The organism is Falsihalocynthiibacter sp. CO-5D18 (genome assembly GCF_041205445.1).
GTDB classification, from domain to species: Bacteria; Pseudomonadota; Alphaproteobacteria; order Rhodobacterales; family Rhodobacteraceae; genus Falsihalocynthiibacter; species Falsihalocynthiibacter arcticus.
Window position 1 is genome coordinate 283,597 of the sequence record NZ_JBGFCF010000003.1, and the last position, 18,329, is coordinate 301,925.

Here is an 18,329-nt window from a genome sequence, read left to right on the forward strand (position 1 = left end):
AAAAATTGGTTATAATTTCTTACCAATTCAAAACTGCAAGGTGAAATTATGGAAATGCCAACCCCCGATGTAAAGGTACTAGATCGCAAATCGCAGATCGTTTCGCTCCTGCAGGCCGTTCTTCACACAGGCACGGTAATTCACGATGAAATCGAAACCCGCGCCTATGAGTGTGATGCGCTGACGGCCTACCGTTGTCCGCCGATGTGTGTGGTTTTGCCAACGACAACCGAAGAAGTCGCCGCCGTTTTGAGGATATGCGCGCAAGAGAACGTTCCCGTTGTGCCGCGCGGGGCAGGGACGTCGCTTGCCGGAGGTGCGCTTCCGACCGCCGATTGCGTTGTTTTGGGCGTGGCCCGCATGAACGAAGTACTCGAAACCGACTACGACAATCGCTTTATCCGCGTGCAAACGGGTCGTACCAATTTAAGCGTATCCGGTGCGGTTGAGGAGAACGATTTTTTTTATGCGCCCGATCCAAGTAGCCAGCTTGCCTGTGCGATTGCGGGCAATATTGCGATGAATTCTGGCGGTGCGCATTGCCTGAAATATGGGGTTACGACGAACAACCTGCTCGGTGTTCGAATGGTGACGATGGAGGGCGAAATTGTCGATATTGGTGGGGCCCATATGGGGGCCGCAGGGCTTGATTTATTGGGCGTGATTTGTGGTAGCGAAGGGCAGCTTGGAGTTGTCACCGAAGCCACCCTGCGCATTCTTCCCAAACCCGAAGGCGCGCGGCCCGTGTTGATCGGCTACGACAGTAATGAGGTCGCAGGCGCTTGTGTGAGCGACATCATCAAGGCGGGGGTCTTACCCGTCGCGATTGAGTTTATGGACCGCCCTTGCATTCGCGCTTGCGAAGCCTTTGCTCATGCGGGCTACCCCGATTGCGAAGCGCTTTTGATTGTCGAGGTTGAGGGAAGCGATGCCGAAATCGCGCACCAGCTTGACCTGATCAAAGCGATTGCCATGCGCCACAATCCCGTCGAATTTCGTGAAAGCAAATCTGCCGAAGAAAGCGCCGCGATTTGGCTGGGCCGTAAGTCGGCCTTCGGTGCAATGGGGCAAATCAACGACTATATGTGTTTGGACGGCACGATTCCTGTTTCCGAGTTGCCGCTCGTTCTTAAGCGCATCCGCGAACTCTCGGCTGGCTACGGCCTTGATGTGGCAAATGTTTTTCACGCAGGCGATGGCAACATGCACCCGCTGATCCTGTTTGATGCAAACAAAGCGGGGGATCTGGAAAAATGCGAGGCTTTGGGGGCGGATATTCTGCGGCTTTGTGTGGAGGTTGGCGGTTGTTTGACGGGCGAGCACGGGGTCGGCGTAGAGAAGCGGGATTTGATGTTGGACCAATACACAGAAGCGGATTTGGAGGCACAGTTGCGAGTCAAAGATGTGTTTGATCCAATGTGGCTGTTGAATGCGGCGAAAGTTTTTCCCCTTTCAACAACAGAAACGCGGCGTGCTGCTAAGGAATTGATCCCCAATGACTAAATCTCAAATCAATTGCCCGCGTTCCGAAAAAGAGCTTGCCGAATTTGTGCGGGATGCGAGCCGCGCGATGCGTGTCACTGGCGGAGATACGCGCAGAATTGGCTCCACTCAGGCGGAGGATGTGGTGAGTACTTCTGCACTTTCTGGCATTACGCTCTATGATCCAGGCGCACTCACTTTGGTCGCGAAATCAGGCACGCCCCTTTTGGAAATCGAAAATGCACTCGCCGCCGAAAATCAAAGGCTGGCCTTTGAACCTATGGACCATCGCAGCCTGCTTGGAACGCAAGGGACTTCGACAATCGGCGGGGTGGTTGCCGCGAATGTGTCTGGCCCACGGCGGGTGCAGGTGGGGGCCTGTCGCGATCACCTTTTGGGGGTTCGGTTTGTCGATGGGCGCGGCGATGTTATTAAGAACGGGGGCCGTGTTATGAAGAATGTGACGGGCTATGATTTGGTTAAACTGATGGCGGGCAGTTATGGGACATTGGGAATCCTGAGCGAAGTTTCCCTTAAAGTTTTGCCACAAGTCGAAGCGGTCGCGACGGTTCTGATCAAAGGTCTAACCAATTCCGAAGCGGTTTCGGTGATGTCCCGCGCGATGGGATCACCCTATGAGGTCTCCGGTGCGGCCCACATGCCTTTGGGTATGGAGGGCGAGGCTGCGACAACGCTACGGGTCGAAGGTTTTCACGCGTCGGTTGCTTGCCGGGCGCAAGCTTTGGTCGAGATGTTCAAAGGGTGTTCTGACATCACAGTTCAAACGGACCCCACACGGACCGCTGCTGCGTGGCAAGGAATTAGCGAGGCCGCGCCCTTTCACAATGAAGCGGGTGACGTTTGGAAAATTTCCTGTGTTCCGAGCGATGCCCCAAGGTTGGCGCAAGCCGCAGGCGGCAAAATCTTGTTCGATTGGGCGGGCGGATTGATCTGGGCGCTTACGACCGAGGGGCACGATCTTCGCGTCGATCTGGGGGCTTTTGATGGGCACGCCACGCGTATTCGCGCGGGGAAAGACACCGTTGCCGATATCCCAACCTTCGCCCCAGCGCATCCTTTGATTGAACGGCTGTCGGTGGGGCTTCGCGAAAAGTTTGATCCACGTGGGATCTTAAATCCAGGTTTGATGGGATAGAAAATGCAAACGAATTTCACACCTGACCAGCTTAAAGATCCGGAGATTGAACGCGCCAACGAGATTCTGCGGGCCTGTGTCCACTGCGGATTTTGCACGGCGACTTGCCCAACCTACCAAGTTTTGGGCGACGAACTCGACAGTCCGCGCGGGCGCATTTACCTCATCAAGGATATGCTCGAAAGCGGGCGACCTGCTGACGAGAAAACCGTGAAACACGTGGACAGATGCCTGTCGTGTTTGGCCTGTATGACCACGTGCCCCTCGGGCGTTCACTACATGCATTTGGTCGATCAGGCGCGTGCATATATTGAAAAAACTTACAAACGCCCGTTTATGGATCGCAGTTTGCGCTGGATGCTGGCGCAGATTTTACCCTATCCAAAACGGTTTCGGCTGGCGCTTTTGGGCGCAAAAATCGGACGACCCTTTGCCTTTCTGATGCCTGATGCACGCCTTAAGGCGATGCTCGAAATGGCACCTAAAACAATCCCACCTGTGAGTCGCAATGATGACGCGCAAGTGTTTCCAGCGATTGGGCCGCGCAAAAAACGGGTGGCTTTGATGACGGGTTGTGCACAAAAAGCGCTGAATACGGATATAAACGATGCCACCATCCGCCTTTTGCGGCGTTTGGGCTGTGACGTTGTTATTGCCAAGGGGATGGGATGTTGTGGAGCATTGACCCACCACATGGGGCAAGAAAAGAAAAGCCATGCAAGTGCGGCGCAAAACATCAAAGTTTGGATGGATGAGTTCCGCGCTGACGGGCTTGATGCGATTGTCATCAACACGTCTGGCTGCGGAACGACCGTCAAGGACTACGGACATATGTTTCGCAATGATCCTTTGGCGCAAGATGCCGCAAAAGTGTCGGACTTGGCGATGGATGTGAGCGAAGTTTTGATGCAACTCGACATGCCAAAAGGTGAGGATCAAGGCCTGCGGGTTGCCTATCATTCCGCCTGTTCCTTGCAGCATGGGCAGCAAATCAAAACCCATCCCAAAACGCTTTTGAAGCAAGCTGGTTTTGAGGTTGTAGAGCCTGCCGATGCGCACCTCTGTTGTGGGTCCGCAGGAACGTATAACTTGATGCAACCCGAGATCAGCGCAAAACTGAAGGAGCGTAAAGTTGCAACGCTCGCAGCGAAAAAACCGGACGTTATTGCCGCAGGCAATATCGGGTGTATGATGCAAATTGGACGGGCCGCCGGCGCCCCAATTGTTCACACGGTAGAACTTTTGGACTGGGCGACTGGTGGGCCAAAACCGCCTGCAATGAACTGAGTTCGGCCATATTGCTGCCTTATCTCGGAAATACTACCGGGGAAGCGACGGAGGAAATATGCGCGGACTGTTGGCAATAATTGTGGTTTTGGTTGGCCTTGGTCACGCGCAGGCGGATACGTTGCGCAGGCTTTCAACTGGCAACGATAGTCGCGGATGGGAGGCGGTTGGTCGCCTCAATATCGACCGCAAAACCATGTGTACGGGCGCTCTGATTGCGCCCGATTTGGTCCTGACGGCGGCGCATTGCCTTTTTGACAAAACGACCAAAGAGCGGGTTGATCCAGAAGGTATCGAATTTTTGGCTGGATGGCGCAATGGTCGCGCGTCTGCCTATCGCTGGGTTGCGCATGCCGTTACGCATCCCGACTATATCTTTGATACCGAAAATGTGTCGCAAAAAGTAGAGAATGACGTCGCACTTCTGCGCCTCTCACAACCCATCAACAGCACGTCGATCATCCCCTATGAAACGGGCGCTTCTCCTCGCAAAGGGGCAACTGTGGGCGTGGTTTCTTATGCGCATGATCGGGAAGCCAGCGCGAGTCTGCAAGAAGAGTGCAAGGTTTTGGCGCGGCAAAAGGGCACTTTGGTTTTGTCTTGTGATATCGACTTCGGCTCGTCGGGTGCGCCGATTTTTTCCATGCGAAACGGGTATCCAGAAATTGTGTCGGTAATTTCCGCAAAGGCCGAAGCGGGCGGGCGGCAGGTTGCGCTTGGAACCTCTCTTGCGGAACCGCTCGCGGTTTTGTTGGCGGAAATGGCCGCAGAGCCGACGGTTTTTGAAAAAGGCTCGCCCAAGTTCCTAAACGGCAACAGTCATACGGGTATTGTTCGCTCTGGCGCGAAGTTTTTACGCCCTTAGGTTTTTCCGACGCCCCTCTTGAAAGCCCCAAAAACGTTCCCAACTTAAAGTGTACCGAGGCGCCAATGTTGGGTCTTGGTTCGTGCCTGTCCCCTCGGGAAGGCTCCTTTTTAACGTTGTTGCTCATCAGGAGAATGACCATGCGAAACTTTGATTTAGCCCCCCTATACCGTGCCACTGTTGGCTTTGATCAGATTGCCGATCTTATGGATCGTGTCCGCTCGACCGACCAAGCACGCCCAAGCTATCCCCCCTATAATATTGAAAAAACCTCTGCAGAAGGATGGCGTATCTCTATCGCCGTTGCTGGTTTTGCTGACAGCGAACTTTCGGTCGAACTGCGTGAAAGCGAGCTGATTGTCGCGGCGAAAAAAGAAAGCGACGACACCACAACAAGCTATCTCCATCGCGGAATTGCGACCCGTGCCTTTGAACGCCGGTTCCAGCTGGCGGACCACGTGCATGTAACGGGCGCCACCCATGAAAACGGTATGCTTTCGATTGATTTGAAGCGGGAAGTTCCGGAGGCGCTTAAGCCACGGCGCATCGAGATTTCCAGCGGTGATTTGGCGGACAATAAGAAGATTGAAGCCAAACCCGTCAGTTAATCGACGCTAAACGAATGGAACGGCGCGCAGAATTTGCGCGCCGTTTTTTTGTGGGAATTAGTTGCCGTTCGCCATGGATTTTGCCAGACGCATCAAGGTGACGGCCTCAGCGCGATAGCCAAAAGCGTCCACGCCTTTTGCGCCTTGTGCCAGGGCAATCGCCTCGTCCCAACCCCAGTCCCCCAGATAGGTATCATCCCGCAATAGCTGACCAAAGCCCGCCATTGATGCTGCAAATTGCGTATCTTCTGAGGTCTCGCCCATCGCTGCATTAATTGGAGTGGTGATGAGTTCACTTTGTGTTTCGCCTGGGGTCTTGTAGCGAATTTTGAGGAAGCCAAGTTCGTCACTCGGCGTCGGTACGCTCTCTTTTGAACCATAACGCAACTCATCGTTTTTAATGGCACTAGAGCCAACAGGTGTGATTTCATATAGCGCGGTTACGGTATGTCCCGCGCCGATTTCGCCTGCGTCAACTTTGTCGTTGTTGAAATCCTCACGGTTGAGTACGCGGGTTTCATAGCCAATCAGCCGATATTCGGCGACTTGGGACGGATTGAACTCAACCTGAATCTTCACGTCATTGGCGATGGGGAAAAGTGCGCCCGTCAGTTGATCGACAAGTACCTTTTGGGCCTCGGCCAGCGTGTCGATATAGGCGGCCTGTCCGTTACCATTCTGGGCCAGCGTTTGCATGGTTGCATCGTCGAGGTTGCCACGGCCAAATCCAAGAACCGAAAGATAGGTGCCTTCGTCGCGTTTTGTTTCAATATAGGATTTGAGCGCCGCTGGATCGTGAATGCCAACATTGAAATCACCGTCCGTCGCGAGCAATACACGGGTAACTTCGCCCTCTGACTGCATGGATTTCGCAATCGTATAAGCTTGCTGCAGCCCTTCTTGCCCCGCCGTGCCACCGCCCGCTTCGAGGCGATCAAGCGCGGCAAGGATGGTGCTGCGTTCGCTGGCCGCAGTGGGTTCCAAAACCTGTCCTGCGGAGCCCGCATAGGCCACAATCGCGACCTGATCTTCGGGGCGCAATTCGCTGAGCATTAAGCGGAAGCTTTGCTTCAGAAGGGGCAGTTTGTTTTGGTCTTGCATGGAGCCAGACGTGTCGATGAGGAACACCAAATTCAGCGGTGGGCGAGTATCCGTCGCGGGGGGTGCCCCTTGAATGCCGATATGAACCAGTTGCGTACCCGCGTTCCATGGCGTGTCCATAACTGTCACGCTTGGCAAAAACGGCTGGTCGCCCTGTGGCGCCTTATAGGCATAGGGGAAGTAGTTGATCATTTCCTCAATGCGCACAGAGTCTGGATCGGGCAAATACCCGTTGGTGATGGAGGACCGCAAGATCGCGTAGGAAGCCGTGTCTACGTCGATCGAGAAGGTTGAAACGGGATCTTCTTTGGTGGTTTTTAGCGGATTTGGTGCTGCGTTGGAAAAGGTTTCAGACTCGGACATGTCGTCGGGGAAGTAGAACTGCGGTTCGATACTTACCGCTTCCTTGCTGAGGCGCGAGAGGGAGGTTGCAGGCGCCGGGCTCGTCATTTGTACGATGGAGCGGCCCGCCAATTCGTCTGCGGGAGCGACCATCATGTCAACAACCTCATCTTGAGCGAGCATGCTTTCTTCAAGCAAAGATTTAGCGCCTTCAGACGTGGTGGCTTGTGGGGCAAGTGGCGTGTTTTGCAACTCCACGAAAATCACACCGACACCAACGGCGGCAATTGAAGTTGTAATCGCAAGACCTGTGCGGGACGTCATTGCAGTGAACATATTTTTTACTCCTGAAATCCAGCCCGCCCGAAGTGGCGTGCTTTCAGAAGTAGGACGGGGCTCAACCACTGATCCTTGGAAGTTTTTAAAGTTTTTTTCCGCCAGCGCGATATCGGCCCGTTTTTTGGCGTCATCAGGCGCGGGAATGTCGGCCATCATGGCCTTTAGGGCGTCGAGATCATCGTTCATGGATAGCCCTCCTTTTGGTGGTAGGCGCGCAGATGTTTTTTCACTTCTGACATGCGCCATGCAATTGTGCCCTCGGAAACGCCGAGGATTTCGCCCGTTTGGGCATGGGTCAATTCCTGTCCAAGGATCAAGGAAACGGTGTCGCGCAACTCATCCGGCAAGGCCGTGATCGCGGCGGCCAGCCAGTCTTGTTTCTCGCGCATTTCGTCGTTATCCGCTTGGCGGCCAATTTCCCACCCTCCCCAGCCGTCGGAGGCCTTGGCGTGGGTTGCGTGGCGTCGGCGACGATCGTGGGCGGCATTGATCGCGACACGATAGAGCCATGTCGTGAATTTCGCCTCGCCCCGAAACCGCGCGAGTTTGGCGGGGAGGGCGGCGCAGATGTCTTGCGTCAAATCTTCGGCTTCGGCACGACTTCCCAAAAGGCGAAAGCACAGTCCAAAAAGACGGTCGTAATGCCGCTGCAACAGCACACCAAAGGCTGTGCCGTCTCCATTTGCGGCAGCCAGTGCCAAAGTTTCGTCATTTGTTTCCATTAGCATCACAATGAATAGGACGCGCGCCAAAGGTCAATCCTTGGTGAAGGTTTGAAATAAATTATTCGGGGCGGGTGTGATGCGCTAAGCTGTTTGAAAATAAGGAGAGAATTTATGCGACTAAATGTGATAGGAGCCTGTGCGGCGGTGCTGCTTTTGGTAATTTCGGATTGGCTTCACTTGCCCGAGGCCTTCGGTGCCCATCCCTACTGGTCTGGAAAAGTGCTGTTCATTGGTGGCGTTATCGGAATTTTTGGGGCATCTGCCTTCGCGGTTTTTGGCAGCCATATTCGTATGGTGATCCCCCTATTCTTGTTTGATACGGTGCTCGTTTTCGGGGCGATTTCCGCATATATGGGCAAGATGAAATTCGCGGAATCTTATGCCGAAAACGCCTTGTCGGGTCAGTTTTGGTTCTTAGGCTGGATTGCGATTGCTGCCGGAATGTCGGGTTTGATCGCCACCGCCGCGCGGTATTTATGGCGTTCCTCAGACGTTTGACGCTTACGGAAAGGCAACACGGGTTGCATTGAAATCTGTTCACCGTAAGGTGCAGAAAACTCGATTTGGAAGGCCAGAGAATGGACATGGACGACGCCTACGCAAACGCGAAATACATTCCTAATGCGTCAAATTTCTTGGAGCAATGGGAAGATAGCGCCCGTGAATGGCGCGAGATGGAAAATGCGGCGGGGCGGCTTCAGGTCAACCTCTCTTACGGCGCCCATGAGCGCGAGAAATTCGATCTGTTTTTGCCGTCTGGTCGTCCCGAGGGGTTGATGGTTTTTGTGCATGGTGGCTATTGGTATCAGTTTGATAAATTTCGCTGGTCCCATTTTGCAGAGGGGGCTACGGCGCGGGATTGGGCCGTAGCAATTCCAAGCTACCCGCTGGCCCCCGAAGCGCGGATTTCCGAAATCACGCAGAGCATCCGAAAAGCGATCGAAGAAGCCGCCAAGCGTGTGCGTGGCCCGATTGTATTGGCGGGGCATTCCGCTGGCGGGCATTTGGTGGCGCGGATGCTGTGTGAGGATGGGCTTGCCCCCGAAATCGCCGCGCGCATCAAAACCGTTGTGCCCATCTCGCCGCTCTCTGATTTACGTCCCTTGATGGAGACCAAAATGAACGCGGATTTGCGCTTGGATTTGGCTGAGGCCGAGGCCGAAAGCCCGCTCCTCCTGCAAAAGCATGTTGACGTTCCCGTGACCGTTTGGGTCGGTGGCGCTGAACGTCCCGCTTTCTTGGATCAAGCCCGTTGGCTCGCACAAGCATGGGAGGGGGCAAGTTTACATATCGAACCCGGACAGCACCATTTTAATGTGATCGATGGCCTCAAAGATCCAGAGAGCTCGTTGATGAGAGCCCTTTTCTGATTTAACCGCCCGAACCCCCAATGTGTTCTTACAAAAATATCAATGTCCAATACCTGTTAAACGCAGTATAAATCCCCAAATATTAGATCACTATTCAAAATAACGAGGAACCCCATGGCAGATTTTGAAGCCCAAATTATTGAGTCCCAAAAGCAAGCGGCCGAGACACAGCAAAAAATGGCTGACCTTACAGGGCGCATTGAGTCTGCTCGTGCCAAGATGAAAACGGGTGCCGATGTTACGATTGATATCGAGAATGCCACGCTTGACGATGTTCATGCGCATACGCAGTTGATGAATGAAAATATCGCCGAACTCATTATGGGACTTGACGATGTAACTGCTGGATTCTCGAAAGATTTCGAAGAGTTACGCAATAAATCGGGTATCGAAAAACTGATTGGTATCTTCTCGCGCGGCAAGTCCGAGAGCATGCGCCAAGAGCGGATGCGCGAGGCCAGCGTTGACGACAAGTTGCAAGACTTGATCGCGAAATCGGATGTTATTGTGACATTGCTCGAAGGCCAACTCGCAGAGCTAGTGTCCCAACGCGAGAAGGTTTCAACCAACCTGACTGAGACTTTAGACGAGCGTGAAGCCGTGGTTGGCGAGCTTGAAACGCTCCGAGTGGACATCCTTGCGATGGACCCTAAAATTATCACGCTGGAAGGCAAGATTTCCGTTGAACAAGACGCCGCTGCCCGCACAAAGCTTGAAACAGAACTCGCGAAGTTGAACACGACGTTCAACGAGAAAGTGCAGCTGGAGCAGGTAAAACTGGCCAATTCCCAGACACTCGAGCGCTATATCGAAAAGGGCAAAACCTGGATCGACTCGTTGCAAAATCAAGAAGCGACCCAGATGGTTTTGATCAATAAATTGCAGACGGACACCAAGCAACGTGTTGTTTTGTATGATGCTTTGACAAAATCCCTCAAAACGGCGCAGCAACAAGACGTGGCGCACCGTATCAATGAGATTGGTGTGCAAACCGACAAGGAAGCGCAAACCGCGATGGCGGCGATTGGCACGGCCACGAATGCGAAAATGGCGGACATGATGGAAGCGCACGAAGATCACATGGTTTTCGCTCGCAAAGTTTTGGAGCAAAAGGCCAAAGCGGATGAGCGCTTTGCGCGCCGGTTTGAAGCCATCGTCGAGAAGCACGATAAAAACCTCTATGGAGGCTGATCGGGCCACCAAAGGGACGTAATCTTGTGGCGCAGTGGCAATTTGGAACGGTCAAAAATGACGATCAAAGAAGACTTAATGAATGACCACGTCGGACTAACCGACACCTTTGCTGCGCGCCGCTATTTTGCCAAATTTGAAACGATCACCGGCCATCTTGAAACCGTGGCCGACATGATGAAAGATGAGCAACGGCTGTCTAAACGGGACCGCAAAGTTGTGCTGGATTATGTGCAGCGTTTAGGGCGCACGTTTCGCGCGTTAGCCAATAAGTATTTGTTGACTGGGCGCGACACTGGAACGTTTTTCGGTAGTCTTTCTATCGATAGCACCGAGAGCGGTTTTCCCGTTTTCCATGAAATCCTGAACATGGCCGCGGATGCGCAGCAAGCCGAGCGTCATTTGCGCAATATGCCAAGTATCGAGGCCCTAAAAGACGATATGGTGCGCACGATTGTTGGCGATCTTGAGATTCCGACCAAGCTGCAATTCGCGATGTCACAGCGTAAATACTACGAGGCTTTGCGGGCAAACGAAATGTTCTGGAATCGCAATGATCCAGAGCTTCTGTGGGCAGGAACCGTCGACAATCGGCGCAGTTTTTTGGTGCATTGGGCCGTTTACGACAGCGAAAGCAACTTGCCCGTTATTTACTTGATGGATGTTGAGGACACGGGCGCAACCGCGCTTCCCAAGGACACCCGTCGTTGGCCACAGGCCCAAGCCAAGTTGATGTCCCAAAGCGTGGCGGGCCTGAAATTGGTGACCATCGCAAAAGGGTTCGACCTTGATTTCGATGACCTTCACCCAAAACGTCTGCGCCGCCTGTATGTTGGGCCGATGTACAGTAGCGCTTTCACGCAGCAAAACGGCCCCATTCGACAGGTTTTAGAAGACGCGCACTCCCCGCAGGGAGAAGATTGGGCGCTGGCTTGGACAGTTGAAACCCTCGAAAGCGAACGGGTTGTTGAGGAAAAATCTGGCTGGTTTGGTAAAGTAGAGCGCGAAGTTTTTGCCCTTGATCCCTTTGGCGCACAGGGCGTGGAATCAGGCGCGACGCGGACACAGAGGTCTCTCATTTTACCCCAAAAGCCTTATCAAGTTTTGGATGATTTAAAGATTCCAGGCTTTGCAAATGTGCAGAAATTCGTCGTCGCGCCCAATGGGCGTGTCATCAGCTATAATTAAAATGCCCGTTACATTAGAAAATAGGATGTCGATATGAGCCTGTCGAGCGATCAAATGGAACTGCGCGAAGAGGATATTCGCAAACATTATGATGCGGCATCGGCGCTCTTGGTGGGCTTTGACCACACCCCACGTATTGGCAAAGGCAAGGACACGTCGGGCGCTGAAAAATCGGCCGGCCTCGGAACGCGGCGGCGGTTTCGCAGCACAACACCGGGCCTTGTGACGCGCAGCACTGCTCGCCCAGAGGGGGTCCAGCTTGTTGCCCGCATAGAGGGGGCAGATGAGGCCGATCCGTTGACGTCGCCGCTTCAGGCCAGCGCGATGCATGCCTTGCGGCGCGCGCTTGCGATTTCGCTCGCAGTATCGGAACAATTTGGCGAAACAACCCATCTTGCCGCATTGAAACGCGATAATTTGGCGGGAGCCCTTCAGGAGGCGCGTCGGACGGAATTCACAGAGCTACTTACGGCGGAAGCCCTTATTTCTCTCCATGTTTTCGCGAACTCCTGTGCCTATCTTTTGGCATCCTTTGTGGGGGAAACCACGGTGGAGGTCGGCGAGGTTGAGGAGGTTTTGACGGACAACGGCCAAATCGCCTTGCACGGCGCGCTTTGGGAGTTGGATCAGGATATCGGGGCCTTCGCGACGGAGGACGCGCGGCTTGCCGCGACGATCTTGGCGTATTGCGAACAATTGATGGAAAAAGTTACCCTGCGTGCGCAAAATGTTACGACTGTGGGGGCCTTTTCGAGTGCGACTTATCACGTTGAAGCCGATGATTTGACGATCGCGGGTTTTACACCTGCTGGCCGTGGGAAAAGCACCAAACTCACCATGTCGTTCAAGAAACCGAACGAGGTTGTCGGGAACCACATCGCCAAATATCAATCGATGAAACTGGCCAAGATGTTGATGGCCTATGATTTTGACCGCAAGCTTAATCCCTTTGCCGAGCTTGGTGGGTTCATCTTTACGTTCATGGGCGATGGCGCGCCCGGAACCGGAAAAACGACGCTTATCCAGATGATGGCGGGCCTGATCAGTGAGTATTGCAATGTTGCGGGCTATACCTTCCGGTTTCAAAACCTGAGCACGGATAATATCGATAGTTATCAGGGCAAGTCGGGACAAAATGCCAAGGCGTTTATCAACAATATTCTCGATCCAAACGTCATTGGCTTTGGCACTATTGATGATATCGACCAACTTGCAGGCAAGCGAGGTGATCGACAATCCAGTGCGGGGCAACTCGAAATTACCGCAGTATTGATGGAGAGTTTCGCGGGCGCAAATACCGTCGTGCGCGGGAATTGTACCTTTGGGATGTTCAGCAATTATCCCGAGAATGTCGATGACGCGTTGCGGCAACGTGCGGGCGCGCGCTTCCTTGTGGATGGACCGCAGACACGCGACGATTATATCGACATTCTGAGCCTTCTAATGGGGGGGAATCACGATATCCCGCTAGGAAAGCACAATTTATTTGAAGCGCAGGAAATCAAAAAAGCCGTCGCCGCAAGCTTTGATGGGCATTCAAAACCGCACGAATTGGGCCTGCTCAACGTTTATGATCGGGTGCATTCTGACCTCGGAGACCTCGACACGATTGCCAAGATCGGAACCTATTTAAAGGCCATTCAGGAAGCGGACCCACGTTTTACGGGGCGGGCCATCAAGAACATCACGGACGCTGTCAAAGTGCGTGCGATGGACTTTGAATTACCCGATGAATGGATGGAAAACCCGGAGTTATTTTTGTTCAAACCCTACGATGAGAAGCGCGCAATGATCGAAGATATGCGCAAACCTATTAACGTCGAAATGGTGATCCAAGAGGTGAACCGTTACGCGGATTCCGAATTCCGATATGCCGATAAATCCGACGAAGTGGCGATCGAAAACGCCGTTCGCGATATGGAACGCATGGAAGAAGCGAAGCGGCGGTATCTGGGGGGGCACGCATGATACGCCTGATCCAGCGCGGTTTAATGTTCGGAAATCTCGTTCCTGTGAGGTCGACCGTGCTCGTGGCGCGGTACAACGCGGCGTTGAAATTGCTCATTGGCAAAGAAACAGTGCTGACGGATTTCCACATTGATCTGTCAGGATACTCGCCCGAAATCGGCGATGAGTTTGGCGATCATTTATACCTCAATCAGGGGGGCTGTAACCGTCAATTTATTCTTCTGACGACGGAACAAAAACGAGCGCCGTTGTTGAATGCACAGTTCTCCACAAGTCGTCGGATTTTACGACAGTTCATTGAGCAGAATGAGGCGGAGCTTTTTGCCCTGACGGCCCGTGATGCGGTTGGCGGAGAATTGGAAAACTCGGTGTTTTCGGTGAGTGATCCCGCGCATATTTTGGACATCCGCACAATCGTTGTGCGGGCGGATACAACCCAGTCCCACGTTGCCAATGCAGAGGTTCTGTCAGAAAAGATTACCGATTTCAAATCGCGCCCTGATGCGTGGTGGGATGATGTCCTCATAGCAGAAATGATTGAGTTAGCAAAGAAAACCGGCGATGTGACACGCAATCCTGTCACCCTTAAAGCTACAAAATTTCAGCAAGATGATTTTTGGACGAAGCATTTCGGCGGGTTGTATGTTTTCCGAGATGTGGAGCATCCCGCAGCAATCGCGAGCAATGGGCGCGAGGCAGTCGAAGGCCTCCCAATGGAGTTTGTTTTCGGCATCAAGGAACGCACAAAAATTGCGCAGTTTCTTTCGTTGAATGATTTGGTGGAACCCATTTGGGAGGGAAAATCCGTCGATGCTCCTTCGATCCTACGGCAGAAAATGGATTTCATCGCCATAGATGTCGCCGCGGAAATGGGTGCGGATTTGGCGAAGGCGGATCGGCGAGAAATCCGCAATTTGACACGAAAATATGCTGAGAACCTACCGCAGGAATACATCGAATTGGCGAAACTATTGCGCTGGTCCGAGGGCGATGGGCCGTGGCCGCGCTTAAATTCCAACGATGCGGCGTATTTCTATACTTTGCGGGCGCGGTCGGGTCCAAATTTTGATCTGGTCAATATGTTGCTTGCGGAATTATCGCCAAAAGACATACGTCAGCTCTTTATTTGCCACAAGGAACAGTTTTACCAACGCTACAGCACATGGGCTGATAGCAAGAAAACCTATGTCGCGGATTTTCTTGTGTCTGAGTATCAAGTGGATAAAGTTGGGGCACGCGAGGCGCTGTTTGGGGGGGAGAACTCGATGGCCGAACCAGAAACTATAGTTGAGGATATTATCGATCGAGTTGGCCCGTGGGGTGCCGTGAGGAGGCGTTCATGATCTTTACTCTTGTGCGGCAGTTCTTTTTTGCCTTCGTAGGACTGTCCGTTATCTATTTGATTTCGCGCTGGTTTGCAGCGTCGCTGCGTCGTGAGGACTTGGAGGAGGAGTTCGACGAAGAGATCAAAAATGGGGATCGAGAGGCCTTTATTGAGGAGGGGATGGAGCGGTATCGCAAGTCGTTTCGTCGTAAAGCGCTTGTTCTGATCTATGTCATTCCCCTTGTTCTTTATGTCATCGTTCTCTATTTAATCAATTTTTATTGAGGTCGTCATGCGCTACGTGAAAATAACTTTCTGGGTCTTGCTCGTTACGACGATCTTTGCTTTTTTCCACTATAATCTCCCGCAGCGCGACATCGTGCGCATCACGGGGACTGAGATTATTCGGGCCGATTTTTCAGGATCGAACAGTTTCTTTTATGCAGAACCAGACAGCGGTGCCCAAGCGGCCACCAACCGCGATTTACGTCTCGTGAACGCGGCGTATGACGGCGGAAAAATCATTGTCTACCGCAATGAAGACACCGGAATTTTCAACTGGCCGCCTTACTTCAAGATAAACAGTTCAAACCTCCAGGCGGAGGCTGCGGATTTGATTTCGTTGCGCGACGACCCAATTTGGGTCGCGGTTACCCACTATGGCTGGCGCAGCGAGTTTTTGTCGATCTATCCAAATGTTATCAAGTTTAAAGTTGTCGACGGGCCGGACGTGCGGCTTATCCCATGGATGAGCATCGTCATCCTGCTCGCGTTTGCTGGTTTGATCTTCTGGCTTTGGCGGGTGTGGGTGCAATTCCGCGAACGCAAAATCGACCCTTTGCTGGATGATGCGACTGAAGCCTTTGAGGCCGCAGACCAGCGCGCGGATGCCGTTAAGGACCGCGCGCGCGGTGTTTGGGGACGGTTCAAAGCGTGGCTTGGATCTTGGCGCGCAAAGCCACGTAAATAGGCTTAACTGGAATTGGGCGCGCATCGAACGGTTCGACGAGCGCCCATTTTTTTACTCGCCGTAGGGTATCCAGATGTTTTTCACTTCGGTGGCCTGCATGAGGAATTCGCGTCCCCCCCCTTGAGTGCCATACCAATCGCGCGCGTGGCCCTGATTGAGCCATGTGCGTTTGAGGTTGCTCGCGGAGCGGCGTTCAAGATCTCCTGAGATATCGGTGGACGAGAAGTTCCAAATCGCGTCGACGTCCATATGGTCGGCGAGAGTTGCGCCAAGACCGCTGTGTTCGCCAGTGATGATATTCACAACACCTGCAGGAACGTCAGACGTATCAAGCACTTGATAGAAGTCGGTTGCCGCCAGTGGGAACGGCTGGCTTGCCACAAGGACGCAGGTGTTGCCCATCGCAATTGCCGGTGCCATTACCGAAATCAAGCCAAGCAATGGCGCTTCGTCAGCACAGAGCGCGCCGATCACACCCACAGGTTCTTTCATCGCTAAGGCGACGCCGCGAATGGGAACACCATGGGCAAGCCCATCGTATTTGTCGGCCCAAGCGGCATAGGTGAACAGGCGGCTGATGGTGGCTTCGACCTCCGCCTTTCCGCTGTGTTTTGCGGATTTTGGTTGCATGGCGTCTAGGGTCTTGGCAAATTCTTCGGCGCGGGTCGAAAGGTTTTCTGCGATGTAATAGAGAATTTGCGCCCGCAAATGTCCTGTGGTTTTTCCCCATTTTGACGCGCTATGGGCCGCTTCGACCGCATTGCGTATGTCCTTGCGACTCCCGACGCCAACATGTCCGAGCAAGGCCCCTTTATGTCCGTAAACGGCTTTTGAGTATCCACTATCAGGACGTGCCTGCTTGCCGCCAACATAGAGTTTGGCGGTGCGGTCAAGGCCGTTCACCTTCACCGTGGTTGGCTCGGGGATGGCCTCGACAGGCGCGAGTTTTTTGGATTTGGATTTGGATTTTGTATAGGCCGAAAGTCCTTCCCAACCGCCTTCGCGTCCCATGCCGCTTTCCCGCACGCCGCCAAAGCCAGCGGCCGCATCAAAGAGGTTGGTGGCGTTGACCCAAACAACACCCGCAACAAGTTTAGGGGCGACGTCAAGGGCGAGGTTGACGTTCTCAGTCCAGAGGGTCGCCGCAAGGCCATAGCGCGTGTTGTTGGCGATTTGGACCGCTTCGTCAGGGGTGCGGAAGGTGGTCGCGCAGAGGACAGGGCCAAAGATTTCTTCCTGCATCAAAACCGACGATGTATGAAGGTCGGTGATCAATGTTGGTGGGTAAAAACAGCCGTCGGCAGGCATTATGCTAGGCGCTTGGTAAACGGTGCCCTCGTTGCCGTGGTCCGCTACAAGGCGCTTGATGGTCGCGAGTTGTACGGGGTCCACGATTGCGCCCACGTCGATACATTTATCGAGCGGATCGCCGATACGCAGGCTGGCCATGCGCGCGCGCAAACGAGCGTAGAAATCTTCGGCAATGCCTTCCTGAACCAACAGGCGTGATCCTGCGCAACAGACTTGGCCTTGGTTGAACCAAATCGCGTCGACAAGCCCTTCGATGGCGCTATCGATATCCGCGTCGTCAAAAACGATGTAGGGGGATTTGCCGCCCAGCTCTAAGGTCAGAACCTTGTTTTGCCCCGCCGTCGCGGCGCGAATTTTGCGGCCAACTGCGGTTGAGCCGGTGAAGGCCACTTTGTCGATCCCTTCGTGGGTAACAATGGCTTCGCCCGTTGCTCCGTCGCCGGTGACGATATTGACGACCCCGTGTGGGAGTCCCGCCTCTTGGCAGATTTCCGCAAAAAGCAGCGCCGTAAGGGACGTGTATTCCGCAGGTTTCAGAACGACAGTGTTTCCCATAGCAATCGCAGGGGCGATTTTCCAAGCCAGCATCAGGAGCGGGAAGTTCCACGGAATGACCTGACCACAAACACCAATGGCTTCGGCGTCGGGAAGTTCGGCTTCCATCAATTGCGCCATGCCCGCGTGGTAATAGAAGTGCCGCGCGACCAAAGGAATATCGATGTCCCGGCTCTCACGGATGGGCTTGCCGTTGTCGAGGGTCTCAAGGACCGCAAAGAGGCGCGAATGCTTTTGCACCAACCGCGCGATGGCATAGAGGTATTTCGCCCGCGCATGTCCCGATGTTTTGGCCCATGGCCCTTGCGCCGCGCGGGCTGCTTTTACGGCGGCGTCAACATCGCTTTGGGTTCCTTGGCTGATGATCGCGAGGGTCTCGCCATTGGCGGGGTTTTTGCTCGGGAAGCCTTTGCCGGGCTTGGTGAAGGCGCCGTTGATGAAATGGCCAAAACTGTCGCCGCGATCTACCAGCCATGCAAGGGCTTCGGAGGCGCTTTCGGGGGCGGGGCCGTATTCCATTGTGTCGAATATCTCTTTTACTGTCATG

Annotated in this window: 16 protein-coding genes; 13 read left to right on the forward strand and 3 right to left on the reverse strand. The window is 53.7% G+C overall.

Going from position 1 to position 18,329, the window contains the following annotated elements:
* Positions 1 to 48 precede the first annotated feature (48 nt).
* The 5 genes from AB9F27_RS06170 (at position 49) to AB9F27_RS06190 (ending at position 5,398) form a co-directional block, all read left to right on the forward strand.
* The gene (locus AB9F27_RS06170) at positions 49 to 1,503 is read left to right on the forward strand and encodes an FAD-linked oxidase C-terminal domain-containing protein (protein ID WP_335584179.1); all 1,455 of its coding nucleotides are present in this window, start codon (positions 49 to 51) and stop codon (positions 1,501 to 1,503) included.
* Positions 1,496 to 2,638 (forward strand): FAD-binding protein, encoded by a 1,143-nt coding sequence (locus AB9F27_RS06175; RefSeq protein ID WP_335584178.1) that lies wholly within the window; start codon positions 1,496 to 1,498, stop codon positions 2,636 to 2,638. The genes AB9F27_RS06170 and AB9F27_RS06175 overlap by 8 nt, the downstream gene beginning before the upstream one ends.
* A 3-nt stretch (positions 2,639 to 2,641) precedes the next feature.
* Complete coding sequence (glcF, locus tag AB9F27_RS06180) at positions 2,642 to 3,925, forward strand: glycolate oxidase subunit GlcF (RefSeq protein ID WP_335584177.1); 1,284 nt, start codon at positions 2,642 to 2,644, stop codon at positions 3,923 to 3,925.
* A 58-nt stretch (positions 3,926 to 3,983) separates the two neighbouring features.
* Positions 3,984 to 4,790 (forward strand): trypsin-like serine protease, encoded by an 807-nt coding sequence (locus AB9F27_RS06185; RefSeq protein ID WP_335584176.1) that lies wholly within the window; start codon positions 3,984 to 3,986, stop codon positions 4,788 to 4,790.
* A 140-nt stretch (positions 4,791 to 4,930) separates the two neighbouring features.
* Positions 4,931 to 5,398 (forward strand): Hsp20 family protein, encoded by a 468-nt coding sequence (locus AB9F27_RS06190; protein WP_369757607.1) that lies wholly within the window; start codon positions 4,931 to 4,933, stop codon positions 5,396 to 5,398.
* 57 nt (positions 5,399 to 5,455) lie between these two features.
* Here the strand turns inward: AB9F27_RS06190 and AB9F27_RS06195 are convergent, their stop codons facing one another.
* A complete protein-coding gene (locus AB9F27_RS06195) occupies positions 5,456 to 7,336 on the reverse strand; it encodes a vWA domain-containing protein (RefSeq protein WP_407067046.1) in 1,881 nt (626 codons plus the stop codon).
* A 26-nt stretch (positions 7,337 to 7,362) separates the two neighbouring features.
* On the reverse strand, positions 7,363 to 7,902 hold the full coding sequence (locus AB9F27_RS06200) for an RNA polymerase sigma factor (protein WP_335584186.1): 540 nt from the start codon (positions 7,900 to 7,902) through the stop codon (positions 7,363 to 7,365).
* 114 nt (positions 7,903 to 8,016) lie between these two features.
* On the opposite strand from AB9F27_RS06200, the gene AB9F27_RS06205 reads away from it, so the two are divergent.
* From AB9F27_RS06205 to AB9F27_RS06240, 8 genes are all read left to right on the forward strand, one after another.
* On the forward strand, positions 8,017 to 8,403 hold the full coding sequence (locus AB9F27_RS06205) for a hypothetical protein (RefSeq protein WP_335584173.1): 387 nt from the start codon (positions 8,017 to 8,019) through the stop codon (positions 8,401 to 8,403).
* Between the two features lie 80 nt (positions 8,404 to 8,483).
* Positions 8,484 to 9,275, forward strand: coding sequence for an alpha/beta hydrolase (locus tag AB9F27_RS06210; RefSeq protein WP_335584172.1), 792 nt, complete (start codon positions 8,484 to 8,486; stop codon positions 9,273 to 9,275).
* 114 nt (positions 9,276 to 9,389) lie between these two features.
* Complete coding sequence (locus tag AB9F27_RS06215) at positions 9,390 to 10,466, forward strand: hypothetical protein (protein WP_335584171.1); 1,077 nt, start codon at positions 9,390 to 9,392, stop codon at positions 10,464 to 10,466.
* Positions 10,467 to 10,523: 57 nt separating this feature from the next.
* Positions 10,524 to 11,654 (forward strand): hypothetical protein, encoded by a 1,131-nt coding sequence (locus AB9F27_RS06220; protein WP_335584170.1) that lies wholly within the window; start codon positions 10,524 to 10,526, stop codon positions 11,652 to 11,654.
* A gap of 33 nt (positions 11,655 to 11,687) precedes the next feature.
* Positions 11,688 to 13,622: an ATP-binding protein gene (locus AB9F27_RS06225; RefSeq protein WP_335584169.1), complete on the forward strand. Its 1,935-nt coding sequence runs from the start codon at positions 11,688 to 11,690 to the stop codon at positions 13,620 to 13,622.
* On the forward strand, positions 13,619 to 14,965 hold the full coding sequence (locus tag AB9F27_RS06230; RefSeq protein WP_335584168.1) for a DUF6638 family protein: 1,347 nt from the start codon (positions 13,619 to 13,621) through the stop codon (positions 14,963 to 14,965). Before AB9F27_RS06225 ends, AB9F27_RS06230 begins: the two co-directional genes overlap by 4 nt.
* Complete coding sequence (locus AB9F27_RS06235; protein WP_335584167.1) at positions 14,962 to 15,231, forward strand: hypothetical protein; 270 nt, start codon at positions 14,962 to 14,964, stop codon at positions 15,229 to 15,231. The genes AB9F27_RS06230 and AB9F27_RS06235 overlap by 4 nt, the downstream gene beginning before the upstream one ends.
* 7 nt (positions 15,232 to 15,238) lie before the next feature.
* Positions 15,239 to 15,916, forward strand: a complete 678-nt coding sequence (locus tag AB9F27_RS06240; RefSeq protein ID WP_335584166.1) for a DUF1523 family protein — start codon at positions 15,239 to 15,241, stop codon at positions 15,914 to 15,916.
* A 51-nt stretch (positions 15,917 to 15,967) separates the two neighbouring features.
* Here the strand turns inward: AB9F27_RS06240 and AB9F27_RS06245 are convergent, their stop codons facing one another.
* The gene (locus AB9F27_RS06245) at positions 15,968 to 18,328 is read right to left on the reverse strand and encodes an aldehyde dehydrogenase family protein (protein ID WP_335584165.1); all 2,361 of its coding nucleotides are present in this window, start codon (positions 18,326 to 18,328) and stop codon (positions 15,968 to 15,970) included.
* Position 18,329: the final 1 nt, after the last annotated feature.